12 protein-coding genes and 1 pseudogene are annotated in these 16,185 nt (G+C 36.2%); 2 read left to right on the plus strand and 11 right to left on the minus strand.

The genetic code is table 11. The features are described from left to right. Positions 1 to 431: 431 nt before the first annotated feature. The 11 genes from ACR65M_RS23935 to ACR65M_RS23985 form a co-directional block, all read right to left on the minus strand. Complete coding sequence (locus ACR65M_RS23935) at positions 432 to 671, minus strand: hypothetical protein (RefSeq protein ID WP_440274598.1); 240 nt, start codon at positions 669 to 671, stop codon at positions 432 to 434. A 405-nt stretch (positions 672 to 1,076) separates the two neighbouring features. Then, on the minus strand, positions 1,077 to 1,274 hold the full coding sequence (locus ACR65M_RS23940) for a hypothetical protein (RefSeq protein WP_440274599.1): 198 nt from the start codon (positions 1,272 to 1,274) through the stop codon (positions 1,077 to 1,079). A 639-nt stretch (positions 1,275 to 1,913) separates the two neighbouring features. Then, entirely contained in the window at positions 1,914 to 3,644 is a 1,731-nt protein-coding gene (locus ACR65M_RS23945) for a CocE/NonD family hydrolase (RefSeq protein ID WP_440274600.1), read from the minus strand. A gap of 234 nt (positions 3,645 to 3,878) precedes the next feature. Then, positions 3,879 to 5,570, minus strand: a complete 1,692-nt coding sequence (locus ACR65M_RS23950) for a PucR family transcriptional regulator (RefSeq protein ID WP_440274608.1) — start codon at positions 5,568 to 5,570, stop codon at positions 3,879 to 3,881. A gap of 271 nt (positions 5,571 to 5,841) precedes the next feature. Then, positions 5,842 to 7,323 (minus strand): aldehyde dehydrogenase, encoded by a 1,482-nt coding sequence (locus ACR65M_RS23955; RefSeq protein WP_440274601.1) that lies wholly within the window; start codon positions 7,321 to 7,323, stop codon positions 5,842 to 5,844. Then, entirely contained in the window at positions 7,320 to 8,882 is a 1,563-nt protein-coding gene (locus ACR65M_RS23960; protein ID WP_440274602.1) for a carbon-nitrogen hydrolase family protein, read from the minus strand. The genes ACR65M_RS23955 and ACR65M_RS23960 overlap by 4 nt, the downstream gene beginning before the upstream one ends. Positions 8,883 to 8,909: 27 nt before the next feature. Further along, positions 8,910 to 9,890 (minus strand): amidohydrolase family protein, encoded by a 981-nt coding sequence (locus tag ACR65M_RS23965; protein ID WP_440274603.1) that lies wholly within the window; start codon positions 9,888 to 9,890, stop codon positions 8,910 to 8,912. Then, entirely contained in the window at positions 9,887 to 10,492 is a 606-nt protein-coding gene (locus ACR65M_RS23970) for a cysteine hydrolase family protein (RefSeq protein ID WP_440274604.1), read from the minus strand. The genes ACR65M_RS23965 and ACR65M_RS23970 overlap by 4 nt, the downstream gene beginning before the upstream one ends. A gap of 65 nt (positions 10,493 to 10,557) precedes the next feature. After that, positions 10,558 to 11,850 (minus strand): MFS transporter, encoded by a 1,293-nt coding sequence (locus ACR65M_RS23975; protein WP_440274605.1) that lies wholly within the window; start codon positions 11,848 to 11,850, stop codon positions 10,558 to 10,560. Positions 11,851 to 12,005: 155 nt separating this feature from the next. Further along, entirely contained in the window at positions 12,006 to 13,364 is a 1,359-nt protein-coding gene (locus ACR65M_RS23980) for a dihydroorotase (RefSeq protein WP_440274606.1), read from the minus strand. A gap of 230 nt (positions 13,365 to 13,594) precedes the next feature. After that, positions 13,595 to 14,335, minus strand: a complete 741-nt coding sequence (locus ACR65M_RS23985) for a fumarylacetoacetate hydrolase family protein (protein ID WP_440274607.1) — start codon at positions 14,333 to 14,335, stop codon at positions 13,595 to 13,597. A gap of 399 nt (positions 14,336 to 14,734) precedes the next feature. Between ACR65M_RS23985 and ACR65M_RS23990 the strand changes: the two are divergent. Continuing rightward, a pseudogene (locus ACR65M_RS23990) lies at positions 14,735 to 15,298 on the plus strand (transposase); the annotation flags it as partial. Between the two features lie 98 nt (positions 15,299 to 15,396). Next, positions 15,397 to 15,972, plus strand: a complete 576-nt coding sequence (locus ACR65M_RS23995) for a recombinase family protein (protein WP_041098603.1) — start codon at positions 15,397 to 15,399, stop codon at positions 15,970 to 15,972. Positions 15,973 to 16,185: the final 213 nt, after the last annotated feature.

Genomic DNA, 16,185 nt, shown 5'->3' on the forward strand with positions numbered 1-16,185 from the left:
GGTACATGGCATAGAGTACAAATTATCGGATATTCTCTAACCATGAAAAGGACCGGGCTATGCCCGGTTTTTCTTATAAATAGACACCTGTGCTGATTTAATATAATCTGTTGCTTGTATGCTTATTACTCCTTCTGTACCATCTTTAAGAACTAATCTAATGGTTCACTGCTAGGTGATGCCTTTTCATATGGGCAATATTTGGGGTAGTTTCCATATCTAGAACCCCTTCTCCAGCATGTACTCTATCAAAATTCAATAGAGAGAGAATAGAAAAAACTAATCATGACGACATTTTTAAAATTATCGGTTAAATTACCAATTACTGTGTTTGAGTGTAAATAAAAAAAGAGGGTTCAATAACCCTCCTTCCAATCTTATGAATATCTTATCTTAGATTTAAATAAAAAACAGTAAGGATGGACGTTTCCTTACTGTCTGCTCAATCGCTCTACCTCTGACTCTACTTTGTAGACTCTTTTATTTAATGCTTCTGTTTTATCATCAACATGTCCAACAATCTTCTCTGTGTATAATCCTAAACTATCGACGATATTTTTTTGTAAATTTTCTTGACCAACTTCAAGTCGGTTTTGCCCTTGTTTTAATTCATTTATGTCAGTTCGAATCTCTTTTAATTCATTTAAAATCTGTTTTAAGATTTCTTCCATAGATATTCACCCTCCGCTCACATCTTCATAACTTATTATATCATCAATTGATAAAACATAAAGATAAATAATATAAGAATGAAAAAGCTTTACACGGTGATTACTAGTGCAAAAACTCTCAAGTAGTAACGGTTGGACGGCTTGCGAAACACGGCTCTCATTGTAGTATGTATGGAACAATAAAAGTCCCCTAAAAAATTACTTTTTACACCATTTACAAAGAAATGTTTTAAAAATAATAGTCAGAGGACTTCTACTAATTTTTATTTAAGTGTTATTGGAATGCATTTTTACTCCTTTAAAAGGTCCAGTGAATGACTAACATAAAAAAGTTTTGCACAATATAAAAATATCCCCCTCGAAAACAACACTTTTAAAACTCTCCCCAATGGGGGGTGTAATTATTTATCCAGCAACTTTAAGTGAAAGTTGAGTTTCCCTCCACTCAATTCTCAAATTTTCACAAAAAACTTCTTTTACCGCATTAGAGATGTATTCATCCCTATCCTCATCCTCCAAATGTTTAAATTCTTCTTTATCCAAAATAATTTTCAGTTGTACATCTTTCGTCCCATTAATCGTCACTTTTACATCTAATTCCATTACTATCCCTCCTTATACAACTTGTCTTTATAAATGTTTATTCTTGAAGGAAGAAAATAATACCTAAAAATAACTAACATAAACATTGTGAAAAAAACTCCCAAAGATTTAAAAAACCATTTCCTTTTGTCAACGTTGAAGGAGAATCACACTTCCTCTTCTTGAACTATACTTAAGAAATGGACTAAGACCCTAAACAGTATTAGAAACTATGATAATCTTTTGATATGGTTTGCCTCTATCAAGAAATATCTGAACTTGACTTTCCCCTTTCAGAATATCTAGACCAACGACTGGATTTACTTTTATGCTCCTAATGAAAAATGATAATAAAGTTGTTTACGATATGCCCAGGTATTAGGATAATTTAGGAGTTGATAAACCATAAAGAGGAAATAATTGAAACACGTAACAACACTTCGGTTGGGATTAGAAAGTGATGCCACAAATTTCTTAATAACAATTTTTCCATGCTTTATTAATCTTTTCTGTGAAATTTAATAAATAAAGTGGGAATCATTAAATATCGAAAAGCAATGGAGATATCAAAGGGTCAATGAGAGGCTAGATGAAGAATTTAATAATTAAATAGAGGATAGCAATGATTCAGCTTTCCTCTATTTATCTAGTTAGTAGATTTTAACGTTCTTTTGGAATTACTGGTACAAGTAAATAAGATGGTTTTCCTGAAGATGTATGAATAGTGACTTTACTCCTGAATACCTCTTCAGGACGATCACGAGGATCGTCATGCCAGAAAGCACCTGAGCCTGTCATTAATCTTGTATGGTACATGGTTCCATCTTCATCATGACTATAATCAGAACCACCTACCGTTAATCCTAGTCTATATCCTTTTGGTATAACAATTGATGTAGGCCAAAGTTCAATATCAAGTTCATATATCTCATTAGGAATTAACGGCTGAACTTCATTATGAGGATGAAAAGGGCGGTATTCTGTGCTCTTCTCAAGATCTAGTTTACGATGAGAAGCGCGTAGCCATCCCTGAGTAATAGGTGTTTTTGGATCCTGGGCTCCACTGAACAATACTTCTTTCCCAGTTGGATCAAAGAGTCTAATTGTTAGGAATACATCTGTGTCTTCTGTAGATGAAGAAACAAATAGTTTTGCAGAAACTGGTCCTGTAATCTCCATTTCCACTTCGTATGTTGGAGTCAAGAACGTTACCCCTTCACTGAATGTATCATATTCAATATGACCGTCGATGGGCTGTTTACTCAGGCTTAAATTGTTTGTATCTATATATAGACGTGTCCATTCTGTTTTTGGGAGAGGCCAAGCTTCTTCCTGCCTATTAACAAACCCATCCAAACCTCTAACTTGCAATAATACTGGTGGAAGCTCGTTCCATCCATTATCTTCCCCTTTTAGATAATAATCAAAGAATTGTCTTTGAAGATTTCTTCCGTAGTCAGTATAGAAATGTGTCCAATGTTCCAACCCGTGAATTTCCAGCCACTTTTCCTTTGAAGCAGCCTGCACATACCCTTCTACATTTCCTCTTAGATGTAAACCAAGACCGCCCCAGTTACCAGCTGACAAAATGGGAACAGTTACTTTAGACCAGTCCACTTGTCTTTCTAAATAATAAGGATCGGTTGCTAACGTGTTAGAGTATATTTCATGATCGATATCAATACGATTTTTAGCAAGTTCTTCATCTGATAATGTTTCAGGTCCTGCAATAAATTTACCAGTATTGGGGTTAATTGAGCCATTTTTTCCGACTCCATTTTGAACCTTTAATACTTGTGGTCCATACCATGTAGACCAGAAAGCAGAAGCAATTCCCCCATGATGAGTTGCATCTCTATAGAAATCACTCGCGCCCTCCCAAGGACATATCGCAACTAGATGAGGTGGCTGTAGTGCTGCTACTTGCCATTGATTCATACCATAATAGGAAATTCCATTTAAACCTACTTTTCCGTTACTCCATGGTTGTACCCCTGCCCATTCAATACATTCATAAAAATCTTGCGTTTCTCTTTTTGAAAAAGGATTTAAATAACCAGGCGAAGTTCCTGTTCCTCTTGAATCCACACGAATACAAATATATCCATATGGAACCCACTTTTCGGGATCTACCGCTTCCCAAGTTTGATACTTATTGGTGGAGCCTTCTGGAATTTCTGGGTGTTCCTCTGTCATACGTTCCCATTGCCAAGGATACCCTTCCTGGAATGGTAATCCTTTTGCATATGGACCATAGGTCATAATAACTGGATATTGTCCCTCTTCAACCGGAGCGTAAATATCTGCACGAACAATACTTCCATCACTCATTGGGATTTCTACATCCCATGAAATCTTCATATTATCTTGAATTACCGTTTCAACCGCCATATTTTTCCACCTCTCCAAAAGTAAATAGATTAAACGCCTTACTTAACTTCAAAGGTATTTAACTCAATAGTTAAGCGTTAAAAAATATTCGGAATATTTATTAAACAATATATCCTATATAGACTATATTTCAAAATAAATAATTAATCTTTATGGGCGGTAAACAAATAATCCTATTAAAAAATGTTGACTTCTAACAATCAAAGGAAGGTATTTTCTCTTGAAGTTAAAAACCTATTTTGTTCTCAACAATCCGGAAGGATTATCAAGTACTTCAGCAGCTTCGAGTGCAAATAAATATGTAAATCGAACCTCCCAAGAGTTAATATCCCGTTTAATAACACTCTGAATCTTCTTTAATCTGTATGCAATTGTGTTTGGATGGACAAACATTCGCTTTGCGGTTTCATGAGCATTGCCACCATTTTGCAGATAAACATATAATGTTTCCCTTAAAACATCTTTATTTTGATTATCATGGGTTACAAGATCTCCTAAAAAGTCATTGCAAAAGTTCCTTAATTCTTCTCTATTATGGACCATCGAAATGATCCTATGTATCCCCAAATCCTGATAAAGTACAATAGGTCCTTTCATCTGAAACGATTTAGCAATTGTTTTTGCCGAGAGGGCCTCATTAAAACTTTTGCCAACTTGCTGTAAGTCATTTTGCGCGCTACCAATTCCTGCAAAATAACTATGAATAAGCTGTTGCTTTTTACATTCACTTAGAATAATATCTAGTTCTTTTCCTAATGTACCTGCAGCAGAGGAAACAATTGATGATTGAAAGAACGCCAATACATATAACGTGGAGGTTTCACTCTTTCCAACAAAAACATTATCAAAGTGATTAAGAAGGTGTTTCATAATTCTCTCAGTCAACCGTTCTGTTGAGGTATCCCAGGCATAGCTCTCCTCAATTAAATTTTCTCCCCCTAACTCAACTACAGCCATTACAACAGGCTTTGTCCAATCATTGTGATGTAAATAAAATTCATTTACCAGATCAGAACCGAATCTTCCATTCACAAGATCGTTAATCATCGATACAGTTTTAGTTCTTAATGTCCGTTCATGAATAAGCTGCTTCATAAACTGAAGGGCCAAAGTAGTTGTAGCATGTTCAAGAATCATTAAGTCAAGCTGAGACACTTTTTTATTCGTTGCAATAACAGAAATAAAACCATAAACCATTTTATTAGAGAGAATGGGAACAGTGATCGTATTTAGACTTATGTTAGAATTTAGGGGAAGTTCCAGTTTTCCTTTTATTTTATTTGATATCACGTTTTTGTAAAAATCGGTACATGCTAATTTTTCTTTAAAAACAGGACTTAACCGTTCCTCTATGAATTTATTATTTTTTTCTTCGTCTATAATACTATTTTGACTCAATGAAATATGGTTAAGCCTCGCATCTTCAATAATAATTGGATTCCCGACAAGATTTGAAATCTGATTGGCAATCACCTGAACAGATTCATTTTCGAGAACCAGAGATATTAATGCGTTATGTACTTCTTCGGTTCTTTGAAGGATGTTTATTTGGGTATCCATAAGAAGTTTCATAACGGACTCAATAACATTTGGCCATGTAACCTCCGTTGATATTTCGATGATAGGAAAATTTAACCGATCAGCAATTTTGATAATCGATATCGGTACTTCTCCCAAAAAGCGGCTAGTTTTTATTGCTAACGCTGCGGCACCATTGACAACTAAACTTTCGACCCATTCCATCTGGTATTTGATACCTTTGCTAATAAAATATGCTGTGGTACAAACAAGTTCACCACCTTGCAACCAATTGGCAGCATCAGGTACCTCTGCTACCGTTACTGTACTGACAATGCGTTGAAGACCCTTCTCTCCGCCAAGGATTTTTGATGATTGAAAAGGATTTGTATTCAAAATCTGTTCCACTGTTATCAACGTCCAGGTCCTCCTTGTTTGAAAACTTAGTCTTTAGCCTTATGTAGCTAACATTTTTTACCAAAAATCGGGATACTTTTTCTTATAATCCGTTTTTCAAAATTGTTGAACTTGTTTACAATTATATCAGTTTCTAGCATTCTCTTAGTGAATATTACGAAAAAATAAATATTTATTAATCTATTACTAATTAAAAAAAGGCAAAAGAAAAACGAAGAAATCAAAGGGAATTTTGGATTCCTTTAAATTCTTCGCTTTTTCCTTAACTATATCTTTTCACCTGAGCACTCCCATCGAACCAATCGAAACCTTCATCTTGAATATTGACTATGACATTTCGAATTTTTGAGTAGTCCTCAAAGCACTTTATACTATTCTCCAGTCCTATACCACTGCTTTTAAAACCACCCCAAGGGGAAGATGGGTCTATACGGTGATGGTCATTAATCCATATAATACCTGCTTCAAGTTTGCTAGCAAGGCTATGTGCTTGCCTTATATTATTGCTCCAAATAGACATAGCCAATCCCATATCTGTTCCATTTGCAAGCTCTATTAGTTCGTTAGTATTAGAGTATTTAAGAACACAAGTTACTGGTCCAAAAATTTCTTCTTGGGCAATTCGCATATTATTTTGAACGTTTTTAAAAATAGTCGGTTCAATATAATATCCTTTACCTTCAAGAGGTTTTCCCCCAAATGCAATTTCTGCACCTTCATCCTTACCAATTTGTATATAATCCAAAATTCTCTTATACTGTTTTGCACTAATAACAGGACCAATATCTGTTTCCAGTTTCTGTGGATCTCCAACTTTAAGACTCTTCGTTTTTTCAACAAATCTTTCCATGAATTCATCATACTGTGATTCATGAACGAATATACGTGAGCCTTGTACACAAGTTTGTCCCGTAGCAATAAATGCAGCAAATGTAGATCCATTTACTGCTTCTTCTAAATTCGCATCCGGTAAGATAAGAACAGAAGCCTTTCCCCCTAGTTCTGCTGCTACTTTGGCTAAATTGAATCCAGCTGCGGAAGCGATATGTCTTCCTGTTTCCGTTCCACCTGTTACATCCACTTTTGCCAGATTTTTATTGGTGCTGAGAGCCTTCCCAGCTACAGCTCCATAACCCGGCACTATATTTATTATCCCATTTGGAACACCTGCTTCTTTTGCAAGTTCTCCCAAAATGGAAGGGGTAACTGGTGCATTTTCTGATGGTTTAATGACTACGGAATTCCCTGCTGCTAACGCGGGAGCAAGCTTCTTGGTTAGAATTAATAACGGATGATTCCAAGGTGTTATTAGTCCAACGACTCCTAGTGGAATTCTTTGTATATAATTTAAATAATCACCGCTAAATGGAGGTGAATCGGTCCCATGCGTTTTTAATACGCTAGCAAAAAATTCAAACCACTCCGGTAACCTTGATAGCTGTGCCTTCATTTCACGGATAGGACGGCCAGTAATTATTGATTCTAGTTCTGTTAGTTCACCTAGATTATCCCGTAGTAAAGTGGCTAGTCGGTTTAATACACGGAATCGTAATTCTTTATCGTATGACCATGGAGTTTCTTTGAATGCTTTTTCTGCACTTTCAATTGCCCACTCAATATCCTTTTCATTGCCTTCCGCAGCTTCTGCAATAATATCCCCTGTTGCAGGATTAATAACTGGGATATATCTGTTTAGAAATGGTGTCCTAAATTCTCCATTGATGAATACATCAACTTTCTTCATTTGATTAGCCTCCCATAGTTTTGTGGATTCCGATTCAATACAACGTTTGTCCCAGGTACAATTTCTTTTATTCTGCTATTTACAAACGGAACTAGAGTACCACTAGCATGTTTTCTCAAGGACTCTAACGTGGAAGTGATGACGCTCCCATTTGGGTCAATTATTTGACTAATATTTCTGTGTTCATTAGATGACTGTGACGTTATCATATAAATTCTATTTTCAGCTGCCCTTGTTCTAGCGATCTTTATAGCTATCTCAGGAGAATACTGATTTGGCCAAATGATACAATCTGCACCAAGCAACATCAACGTTCTAGACCACTCCGGAAGCATCCCTTCTACCCCGTGCATGATGGCAACCCTGCCCCATTTTGTTTCAAAGATTAAGCTTTCTACATTTTCATCATCGTTACCTGGCGAATGTATAGTTGAATACCTTTTTTGAATCCCCTCGTTTGTGATCATATAACTAATCATTTCACCAGAATTGTCCATTGTTGTTGCAAATAGATAACAATTGACAGGAAGAATACTTTTTATTTCATTTGTTACTTGTTCTATATTCACATGATTAGGTGGCATAACAATTAATGTGCTGCCTTGATCAACCATCCTTCGGACCATTTGGAGATATTCTTCCTCCATATAACCAGCCGCAACTACAACAAATGGCGTTAGGTCAGCAGGAATCAATGATTCCTTCATATATTTTACGATTGGCAAAGAATCGATGGGAGATGTAAGGGGTTGATAATAATGTGGTTTTCTTTGTTCAGAAAACTTCACTTCTCCTGCTATTTTAATCTTTCCTTGACCATCACAAGGAATCTCGGCAGATATAATTTCATCTTTATCCGAACTTGCCTGGATTAAGCAAGTCCCATCGGGTGCAAAAATACTCGAACGTCCTGCATATGTAATAGTGTTTGCCTCTACTCCCCATTTATCAGAAACAGCAAGCCAAACCTGGTTTTCCAGTGCCCGTGTTGATAACATATAGGCACTTTGCGCATTGTGGAGTTCAGAAATATCTGGCCCTGTTGCAGTCAGATTTGCTAAATCAATAATTAACTCTGCCCCTTCAAGGGCTGCTAACCGAATGATTTCCGGCATTCTGGCATCAGCACATACAACAAGTGCTAATCTTCCAAACTCCGTATCTACAATTGCGGTTTCCTCCCCAGCACTAAACCATGTACTATCAAAATGCCATAAAAAGGATTTGCGTTTTTTTGCAATCTCTACTCCCTCGCGATTCAATAAAACAGCAGTATTATAAAGATTTTTTTTCTCTTTTTCCGCATACCCATATGCAATATAGGTTTTTTCTCTTATTGCAATTTGTTTTATTTTATTTAAATAATTTTCGCTTTCTTCAAGTATCTCAGTAAGATTTCCTTCTTCATGTCCTAAAAAATAGGCTGGAAAAGCAGCCTCCGGAACAATGATTAAATCATTTTCGGAAGCGGCCTTTTCAACCATATTTAATAGTTTTTGCATGGCGGTTTTATAATCTTTTAAGTCATTTGCCTGGACTTGAATAGATGCTATTTTCATTCTTATCTCTCCTTTATGCCATGAAAGTCAACTACTAAATAAGTGCCTTGCATTCCCTTGATAGATTAATTCTTTAGTTTTATCAGGAAGTTGACATTCCTCCACAATTTCTCTTGGTTTTAGTGTCCCCATATCAAAAGGATAGTCACTACCTAATACCACCTTCTCGGGTCCAACAAAATCAATTAAAAATTGTAAGGTTTGCGTGTTAAAAGTTAATGTATCAAAATAGAAACGATCAAGATAGGACGATGGTCTTTCCTTACAGGTTCTGCTTTCCTTTCTCTCCTGGTATCCTTTATCGAACCTGCCAATTTGATAAGGTAAATAGCCTCCACCATGTGCAAGCATCACTTTTAAGTTAGGAAAACGATCAAGAATCCCTCCAAATATGAGACTTCCAGCGGCTACCGTTGTATCCAATGGATTTCCTACTAGATTAGTAAAATAATATTTGGACATCCCAGCTTTGTCTCCTACATAGTAAGGATGTAAAAATAAAGTGACATTTAATGCCTCTGCAGCTTCGAAGAATTCAGTAAATTGAGGGTCATCCAAATTTACCCCTTCAATAGAAGTGCCAATTTCCACAGCGTTTAATTGAAGTTCATGAACAACCCTCTCCATTTCTTTTACCGCAAGAGTTGGTTTTTGCATTGGAACAGTAGCCATTCCTTGGAATACGGACGGATTCTCTGCAATAAATTCAGCAATCCCGTCATTAATGAAACTGCTTACCCCTGCTGCGGTTTCAGGGTCTAACCAGTAATTAAACATCGGAGGTGCTGGAGATAATACAGCCTTGTCAATTTCACCTTTTTTTAAATCCTCTAATTTTGCCTCTGCATCATAAAATTTATCAAATAAAGGGTAGGCATATCCTTGATTATGAACAATCCATTCAACATTTTCTTTCTTTTGAATATCGGCTTGAAATCTATTATCCCCGGAACGGATTGCGTCTACTACCTTCTTGGGGATGATATGATGGTGTGAGTCTATTATCATATTAATACACCAACCAATTCCTTAGAGGATTTCACCTTACCAAATGCTCTTTCGAACACTTTTAGTGCAGCCTCATGGAAATAATCTCCATCCATAGTGTCCACACAATCAGATACCATCGTCACGTCATAATCTCGAACAGATGCATCAATAGAGGTGGCTAAACAACAGGAGTTTGTGTTTACACCCGTAATCCATAAAGAATTGATTTGATTGGCTTTCAATACAAAGTCAAGATCTGTTGCGATAAAACAGTCGTAACGTTTTTTTGTATCAATTAAAATATCTTTTTCATCCCATAATTCAGAAATGACCTCTACCCCTGGCATTCCTTCTAGGTTATGTTTCCCCACATTTTTTCGAGTCGCGTTTGGATCATTTGCTCGGTCATACCACGCTGGGTTTGATAAAATTTCCTCTTCATTTCTGTATTGGGTAAGTAGATGAATAATAGGGATATCTAACTTACGACATTCCTCAAAAAATACACGATTTGCTTTGATTACCTGCATACATTTATCAGTCGGCAATGGCATAGTAGCTACGGATGGATCTAGGTGTCCTCTGTGTAAATCAATTGCAATAACAGCAATTTTTTTCATAACATTTCCTCCTAATTAGTAATATTAGGGAGGAACCCGAGGTCCCCCCTTTTACTTTTATTATTTTATCCGTGAATTCCGGCCTTGTTTGCCTGGTGTTTGGAAAGATTAATTTTATCATCCTGCATGAATAATACTGCAATAACGCCGATAATCGGGAAGACGGTTAATTCCCAGAATGCGGCTCCACCCCAGCCAACATTCTCAACTAATAATGCGAAAATATAACCTGCAATTGCGGATGGTAAATATAAGGAACTAATAAAAATACCTGATGCCCGGCCAACATATTCCACACGGACACTTCGTTGAATCAAAGAGTAGACGTTTACAAATAATATTCCACTGCCAAAGGTCCCCATTAAGAAACTAAGAAAATAATGTTGCAGAGGTGTTGTGGCAGCGTTAAAAAGTAGGTATCCCGTAATCATGGCACCAATAAATGCAGTTACGATTACATAACGCTGATTGAAACGATCGCCAAGCCATCCACCAACTAGTCCCATTAAGGCTCCAATCCCAAACAAACTAAGAGCAAAGCCAGCAGTAGGACCCTCAAATCCAAGTTCACTAGTTAAATATTTAACGTATAATCCAACATAACCATAAATTGAAGCCCCAACTGCAACTGCTGCGGTTGCACACAATATTACATTGCGATTGTATAACTTATCAGGTATATGTGACTGGTCAACTTTTTTAGATTTATTTGAATCTACTTCTATTTCTTCTTTCGTCTCTGTGAATATCTTTGGCACAATAAATAAGATGATAATTGCTAGGACAAATCCTAGAATTGCGTACAAATAAAATGGCATTTTCCATCCGTAAGCAACTGCCATTTTGGCTCCCAAATAGGGTCCCAAAAATCCGCCAACTCCGTATGCAAAGTTTAAAGAACCAATGGCCAATGACCGATGACTGGAGAAGTATGTACCAACTGCAGAGAAAAGAGCAGCGTTTTGTAAAGCTTCGCCAATACCAGTAATTGCACGATATGCAAGCATATCAGGAAATCCGATTGCCAGCGCAGTAAACATTGTAAAAGCAGAGTAAATAACAATACCTATAATCATAACTGCTTTTCGGGATAATTTATCCAATAAAAAACCTGTTGGAATACCTGCTAAACCGATTCCCAATGTAAAGATTGTAGATAACAAACCACTTTGAGTTAAACTAAACCCATATTCTGATTGAACTGCTCCAACTACTACGGGAAACACTTGTCTGTCCATTGCGTTAATTACATAGGAGGCTGCTAAAAGAACTAGAATAGCAATAGCGACTTTGGTACTTAATTTTCTTTGAGGTTTGTCCTCAATAACTACGTCGTTTCTTTGAACTGCTGTCTTCATCAAATTCTTCCCCCTTCACCCTTTAAAACATAATTAAAATACAATGAATCGTTTAGACTAATCTTTAAAACTCTTGGGACTCTTACAATTGTTAGTAATCTACTTCAACTCCTTTCCTTATTATGTAAATTTTTTTATATTGTTTACTGCAAATACTATTTATTGATTACATTTAATTTTTGCAGTCTACTAACTGGTTGGCCAATACCTGGTTCCGCTACAATATTCCCCTTTTCATAAACTATAGCTCCGTTTACAATCGTATAAATAGGCTTACCGGTAATTTCTACTCCGTCAAATGGAGACCATCCTGATTTGGAAATGATATTTTCATTTTTTATGGTCCATTTATGATTCATATCAAGTAAGACTAAGTCTGCATCTGCCCCGACCATGATACAACCTTTATTTGGATAAAGGCCAAGTACCTTTGAAGGTGTTTCACTGTATATTTCAATTACTCTTTCCAATGTAATTTTCCCTTGATTGACAAGATTCAGCATCATAGGTAAGGTTGTTTCTACTCCCGGTAATCCAAAGTTACATTCCCAAATATTACCGCTAAGCTTCTGTTCAACGGTCGATGGTGCATGGTCAGTGGAAAGAATTTGAATGTCTCCAGCGAGGATCATTTCTATTAATCTTTCTTGTTGTTCCACCTTTCTTGCGGGAGGTGTAAACTTGCCAAATGGACCTCTCTCCAATACCTTTTGATCATCCATAAACATATATTGAGGACAAATTTCTCCATAAAGAATTGCACCCTCAGCTTGTTCACGTTTAATTAATTCCACTACTAAAGGGTGGCTAATGTGGGCAATTGTCGCTTGGACACCAGTTAATCGAGCCATTAATGCTACGTTAGCAACAGCAACTTCCTCAGCTGTTTCCGAACGCCATTCCGAAATAATTCCATGGTCACATCGATGAGCCGCTTTTAATCTCTTTTCATTTCCTTCTGTAATGGCATCATCCTCACAATGTACCAAGCAGCTACCATTAAAAGAAGCGATTTCTTCAAATGCCTTATATAACTCATCATTATTCATTGTAGGAATACCATGGGTCGTACATGTAAATATTTTAAATAAGATGGCTCCACATTCCCAAAGCGCTTTCAAATTCCCTAAATCTTCTGGGAAAACATGTGCAGTTAAACCGTAGTTCACAACAGATCTTTTCTTTAAATATTCATTTTTTTCTTTAAAAGCTTTGACATTACGTACTGGAAACGCATGGGTATGTTCAATAACAGTTGTAACTCCGCCTGTGGCTGCTGCCATTGAACCATGAATAAAATCTTCACGGTCAGTCTCCCCTGGATCCATAAAATGAACATGTTGGTCTACCATCCCAGGAACCAACACTAAATCTTTTGCGTCAATATATTGTTGGGCATTTAGCAACGGCGATTTACTAATTGCTGCAATCTTCCCATTTGAGATAGATATACTCCCAACATACCGTTGTCTTGAGGTAACAATTGTGGCATTTAAAATTTCTAATTCAAACATTGGAAATCACTCCTGTAAGTTATGCGACTTTATACCGTTTATCGATTGTAATATAGGCCTATCACAATAGCTTCAAAAAATAATTAGGCCCTATTTGTGCTTGCTTTACAAATAAGTTATTTAAGAGACTCTCAGAATATAAGACCGTTGATTCGATAGACTAAAAAAACACTTGATAAATGAAATCGAAAAGAGACTACCAAAGATGGCTTGGGTATTTTTGAAACGATCTATTTTACATAATTTGTTAGTTTACCAATTTCCTCTATTTCTATTGTTACGATATCACCTGATTTCATTGGGCAACTACCTGCAGGTGAACCAGTAGCTAAGACATCACCTGGTTCAAGCGTCATAATGTTTGAGATCCAACTAATAAGAAACGGAATAGAAAAAGTCATCTCATTTGTATTACCAACTTGTACGGCTTTTCCGTTTAAAGTTGTAACAATTCGTAATTTTGTTGGATCAATACCTGTCACAATACATGGCCCTAGAGGACCAAAAGTATCGAAACCCTTTCCACGTGTAAACTGGGGATCTTTTTTTGTAAGGTCCCTTGCTGTCACATCATTAAATATTGTACAGCCATAAATATAGTCCATGGCCTCTTCTTCCTTAATATTTTTCCCGCTTTTCCCAATAATAAGGGCTACTTCCCCCTCCATCTCCACCTGACTGGTTACATTATTTGGAGGAATTATAATTTCACCTTTATCAGGTATCAGAGTAGTTACTGGTTTTAAAAATAAAAATGGTTCTCTGAGATTGGCCTGTCCATCAGTCTCTTTAGCATGTTCTGCATATGTCCAACCAAAATTAATAACTTTTGATGGTTTGACTGGCTCTAAAATGATCACACAATTATAGTTAACCCTAATTCCATCAAATTGGAGATTATTATTTACAATTTCAGCAAATGTACTGGATAATTGAAGGATCTCATCGTCTTCTACAATTCCATAATGCACTTCCCCTTCATAATTCCGATACCGAACAACCTTTTGCGTTTTTTTAAGAACCTACTCAGCTCCTGTAGGATAAGTTATCATGACAATTAGCACCGATAAGGAAATTGTTTCCATCAAATTAAATATACTTTTCGACTCACCCTGTATCTTAAGCAACCTAACAAATAATATGGTTTAATAATAATTGTTAACAAACCCTATTTCATTAGCCTGCGTTCACAAAAATATCTATCTTCTTTTGTGTTTAGTTAATAAATCCCATCTATAGAATGAAGTTGCTAAAAATAAGGACTAAAGGAAAATGGATGTATCATCTACGTTGGTACACCAACTAACCCGCTCTGTTCGTATTATAAGGTTAGCCATAATGCTAAATATTTCTGAATGACCCTTTTTTATATTAAAGCTGTAGCCACTCGTAATCCTTTTGAAAAGACCATATATCAGAGTCATACTTTAAGCCTTGATATGTATATTAGTATGATTCTTCAATACAAAGAGCACCTATCAAAGTTAGAGTCAGAAATAGATGCCCTCGCTAAATAGATTGAAGAATATAATATCAGCAATTCTATCAATGGAATTGGAGAAAAAATCGCTGCAACGATTATTTCTGAGATTGGTGAGATTGATAGATTTAACAATCCTAAAAAGCTTGTAGCCTTCGCTGGAATCTATCCCAGTGTATTTAAACAGGGCCACAAAGAATTGAATCACAAAACGAGGATCTAGCAGACTTCGACATGCCTAATATGTGGCAGTCTGTTGTGCCATTTGTGATTGTCGTAAAAAGAAAACAACTGATGAAATCATACCTAGAAACAAAGGATTGCGAGAGTTTTACGACAAGAGACGAGAAAAAGGAAAACCACTTAAGGTAACGGTAATAGCATTGGTTAATAAACTCTTACATTAGATATTTCCCCTTTTAAGAACAAGACCGCTTTCCAAGATATAGCATAGAAACTATATCTAACTAAATATCACAAAAAACTTTCAAAAATAGGCTAAACCGAAGGTTAATTGGCTCATAAGACTTGTCTCAAAAACGAGGTGATATTTTGCGAAAAATCGGTTATATACGTGTCAGTTCGACTAGCCAAAATCCTTCAAGACAATTTCAGCAATTAAACGAAATCGGTATGGATATTATTTTTGAAGAAAAAGTTTCTGGGGCAGCAAAGGATCGCGAGCAACTTCAAAAAATGTTAGAGGATTTACAGGAAGGAGACATTATTTATGTTACAGACTTAACTCGGATCACTCGGAGTACGCAGAACTTATTTGAATTGATTGATTTAATACGCAGGAAAAAGGCAAGCTTAAAATCACTCAAGGATACATGGCTAGATTTATCAGAGGATAATCCATACAGCCAATTCTTAATTACAGTAATGGCTGGTGTGAACCAATTAGAACGAGATCTTATCCGTATGCGTCAACGAGAAGGGATTGAGCTGGCTAAGAAAGAAGGGAAGTTTAAGGGTCGTTTAAAGAAATATCATAAAAATCACGCAGGAATGAAATATGCAGTAAAACTATATAAAGAAGGCGGTATGACTGTAAATCAAATTTGCGAAATTACTAATGTGTCTAGGGCTTCATTATATAGAAGGCTATCGGAAGGAAACAAATAGTTTGTCCTGATTCTATCAAAAGGTTTATTTTTTGATACCAACATTTTTAGGCATGAAATGTCGGCAATTATTATCTATTTTGTTTTAAAGTAAATATTGAAAGGGAGTAAACTTATGGATTGGCTAGAAAGAATGAACTGATACTATGTCAAGAAAATAGACACAGATTTTTCTACCGCGCTTTCGCTTGGTAGCCTTCATAAAAAAGTTTAA

It is taken from the genome of Ferdinandcohnia sp. SAFN-114 (assembly GCF_059415045.1).

Excerpts from the sequence above, each read along its gene's own strand:
- ACR65M_RS23935 (WP_440274598.1), bottom strand. The coding sequence starts at position 671 with ATGGAAGAAATCTTAAAACAGATTTTAAATGAATTAAAAGAGATTCGA.
- ACR65M_RS23940 (WP_440274599.1), bottom strand. The coding sequence starts at position 1,274 with ATGGAATTAGATGTAAAAGTGACGATTAATGGGACGAAAGATGTACAA.
- ACR65M_RS23945 (WP_440274600.1), bottom strand. The coding sequence starts at position 3,644 with ATGGCGGTTGAAACGGTAATTCAAGATAATATGAAGATTTCATGGGAT.
- ACR65M_RS23955 (WP_440274601.1), bottom strand. The coding sequence starts at position 7,323 with ATGAAGAAAGTTGATGTATTCATCAATGGAGAATTTAGGACACCATTT.
- ACR65M_RS23960 (WP_440274602.1), bottom strand. The coding sequence starts at position 8,882 with ATGAAAATAGCATCTATTCAAGTCCAGGCAAATGACTTAAAAGATTAT.
- ACR65M_RS23965 (WP_440274603.1), bottom strand. The coding sequence starts at position 9,890 with ATGATAATAGACTCACACCATCATATCATCCCCAAGAAGGTAGTAGAC.
- ACR65M_RS23970 (WP_440274604.1), bottom strand. The coding sequence starts at position 10,492 with ATGAAAAAAATTGCTGTTATTGCAATTGATTTACACAGAGGACACCTA.
- ACR65M_RS23975 (WP_440274605.1), bottom strand. The coding sequence starts at position 11,850 with ATGAAGACAGCAGTTCAAAGAAACGACGTAGTTATTGAGGACAAACCT.
- ACR65M_RS23980 (WP_440274606.1), bottom strand. The coding sequence starts at position 13,364 with ATGTTTGAATTAGAAATTTTAAATGCCACAATTGTTACCTCAAGACAA.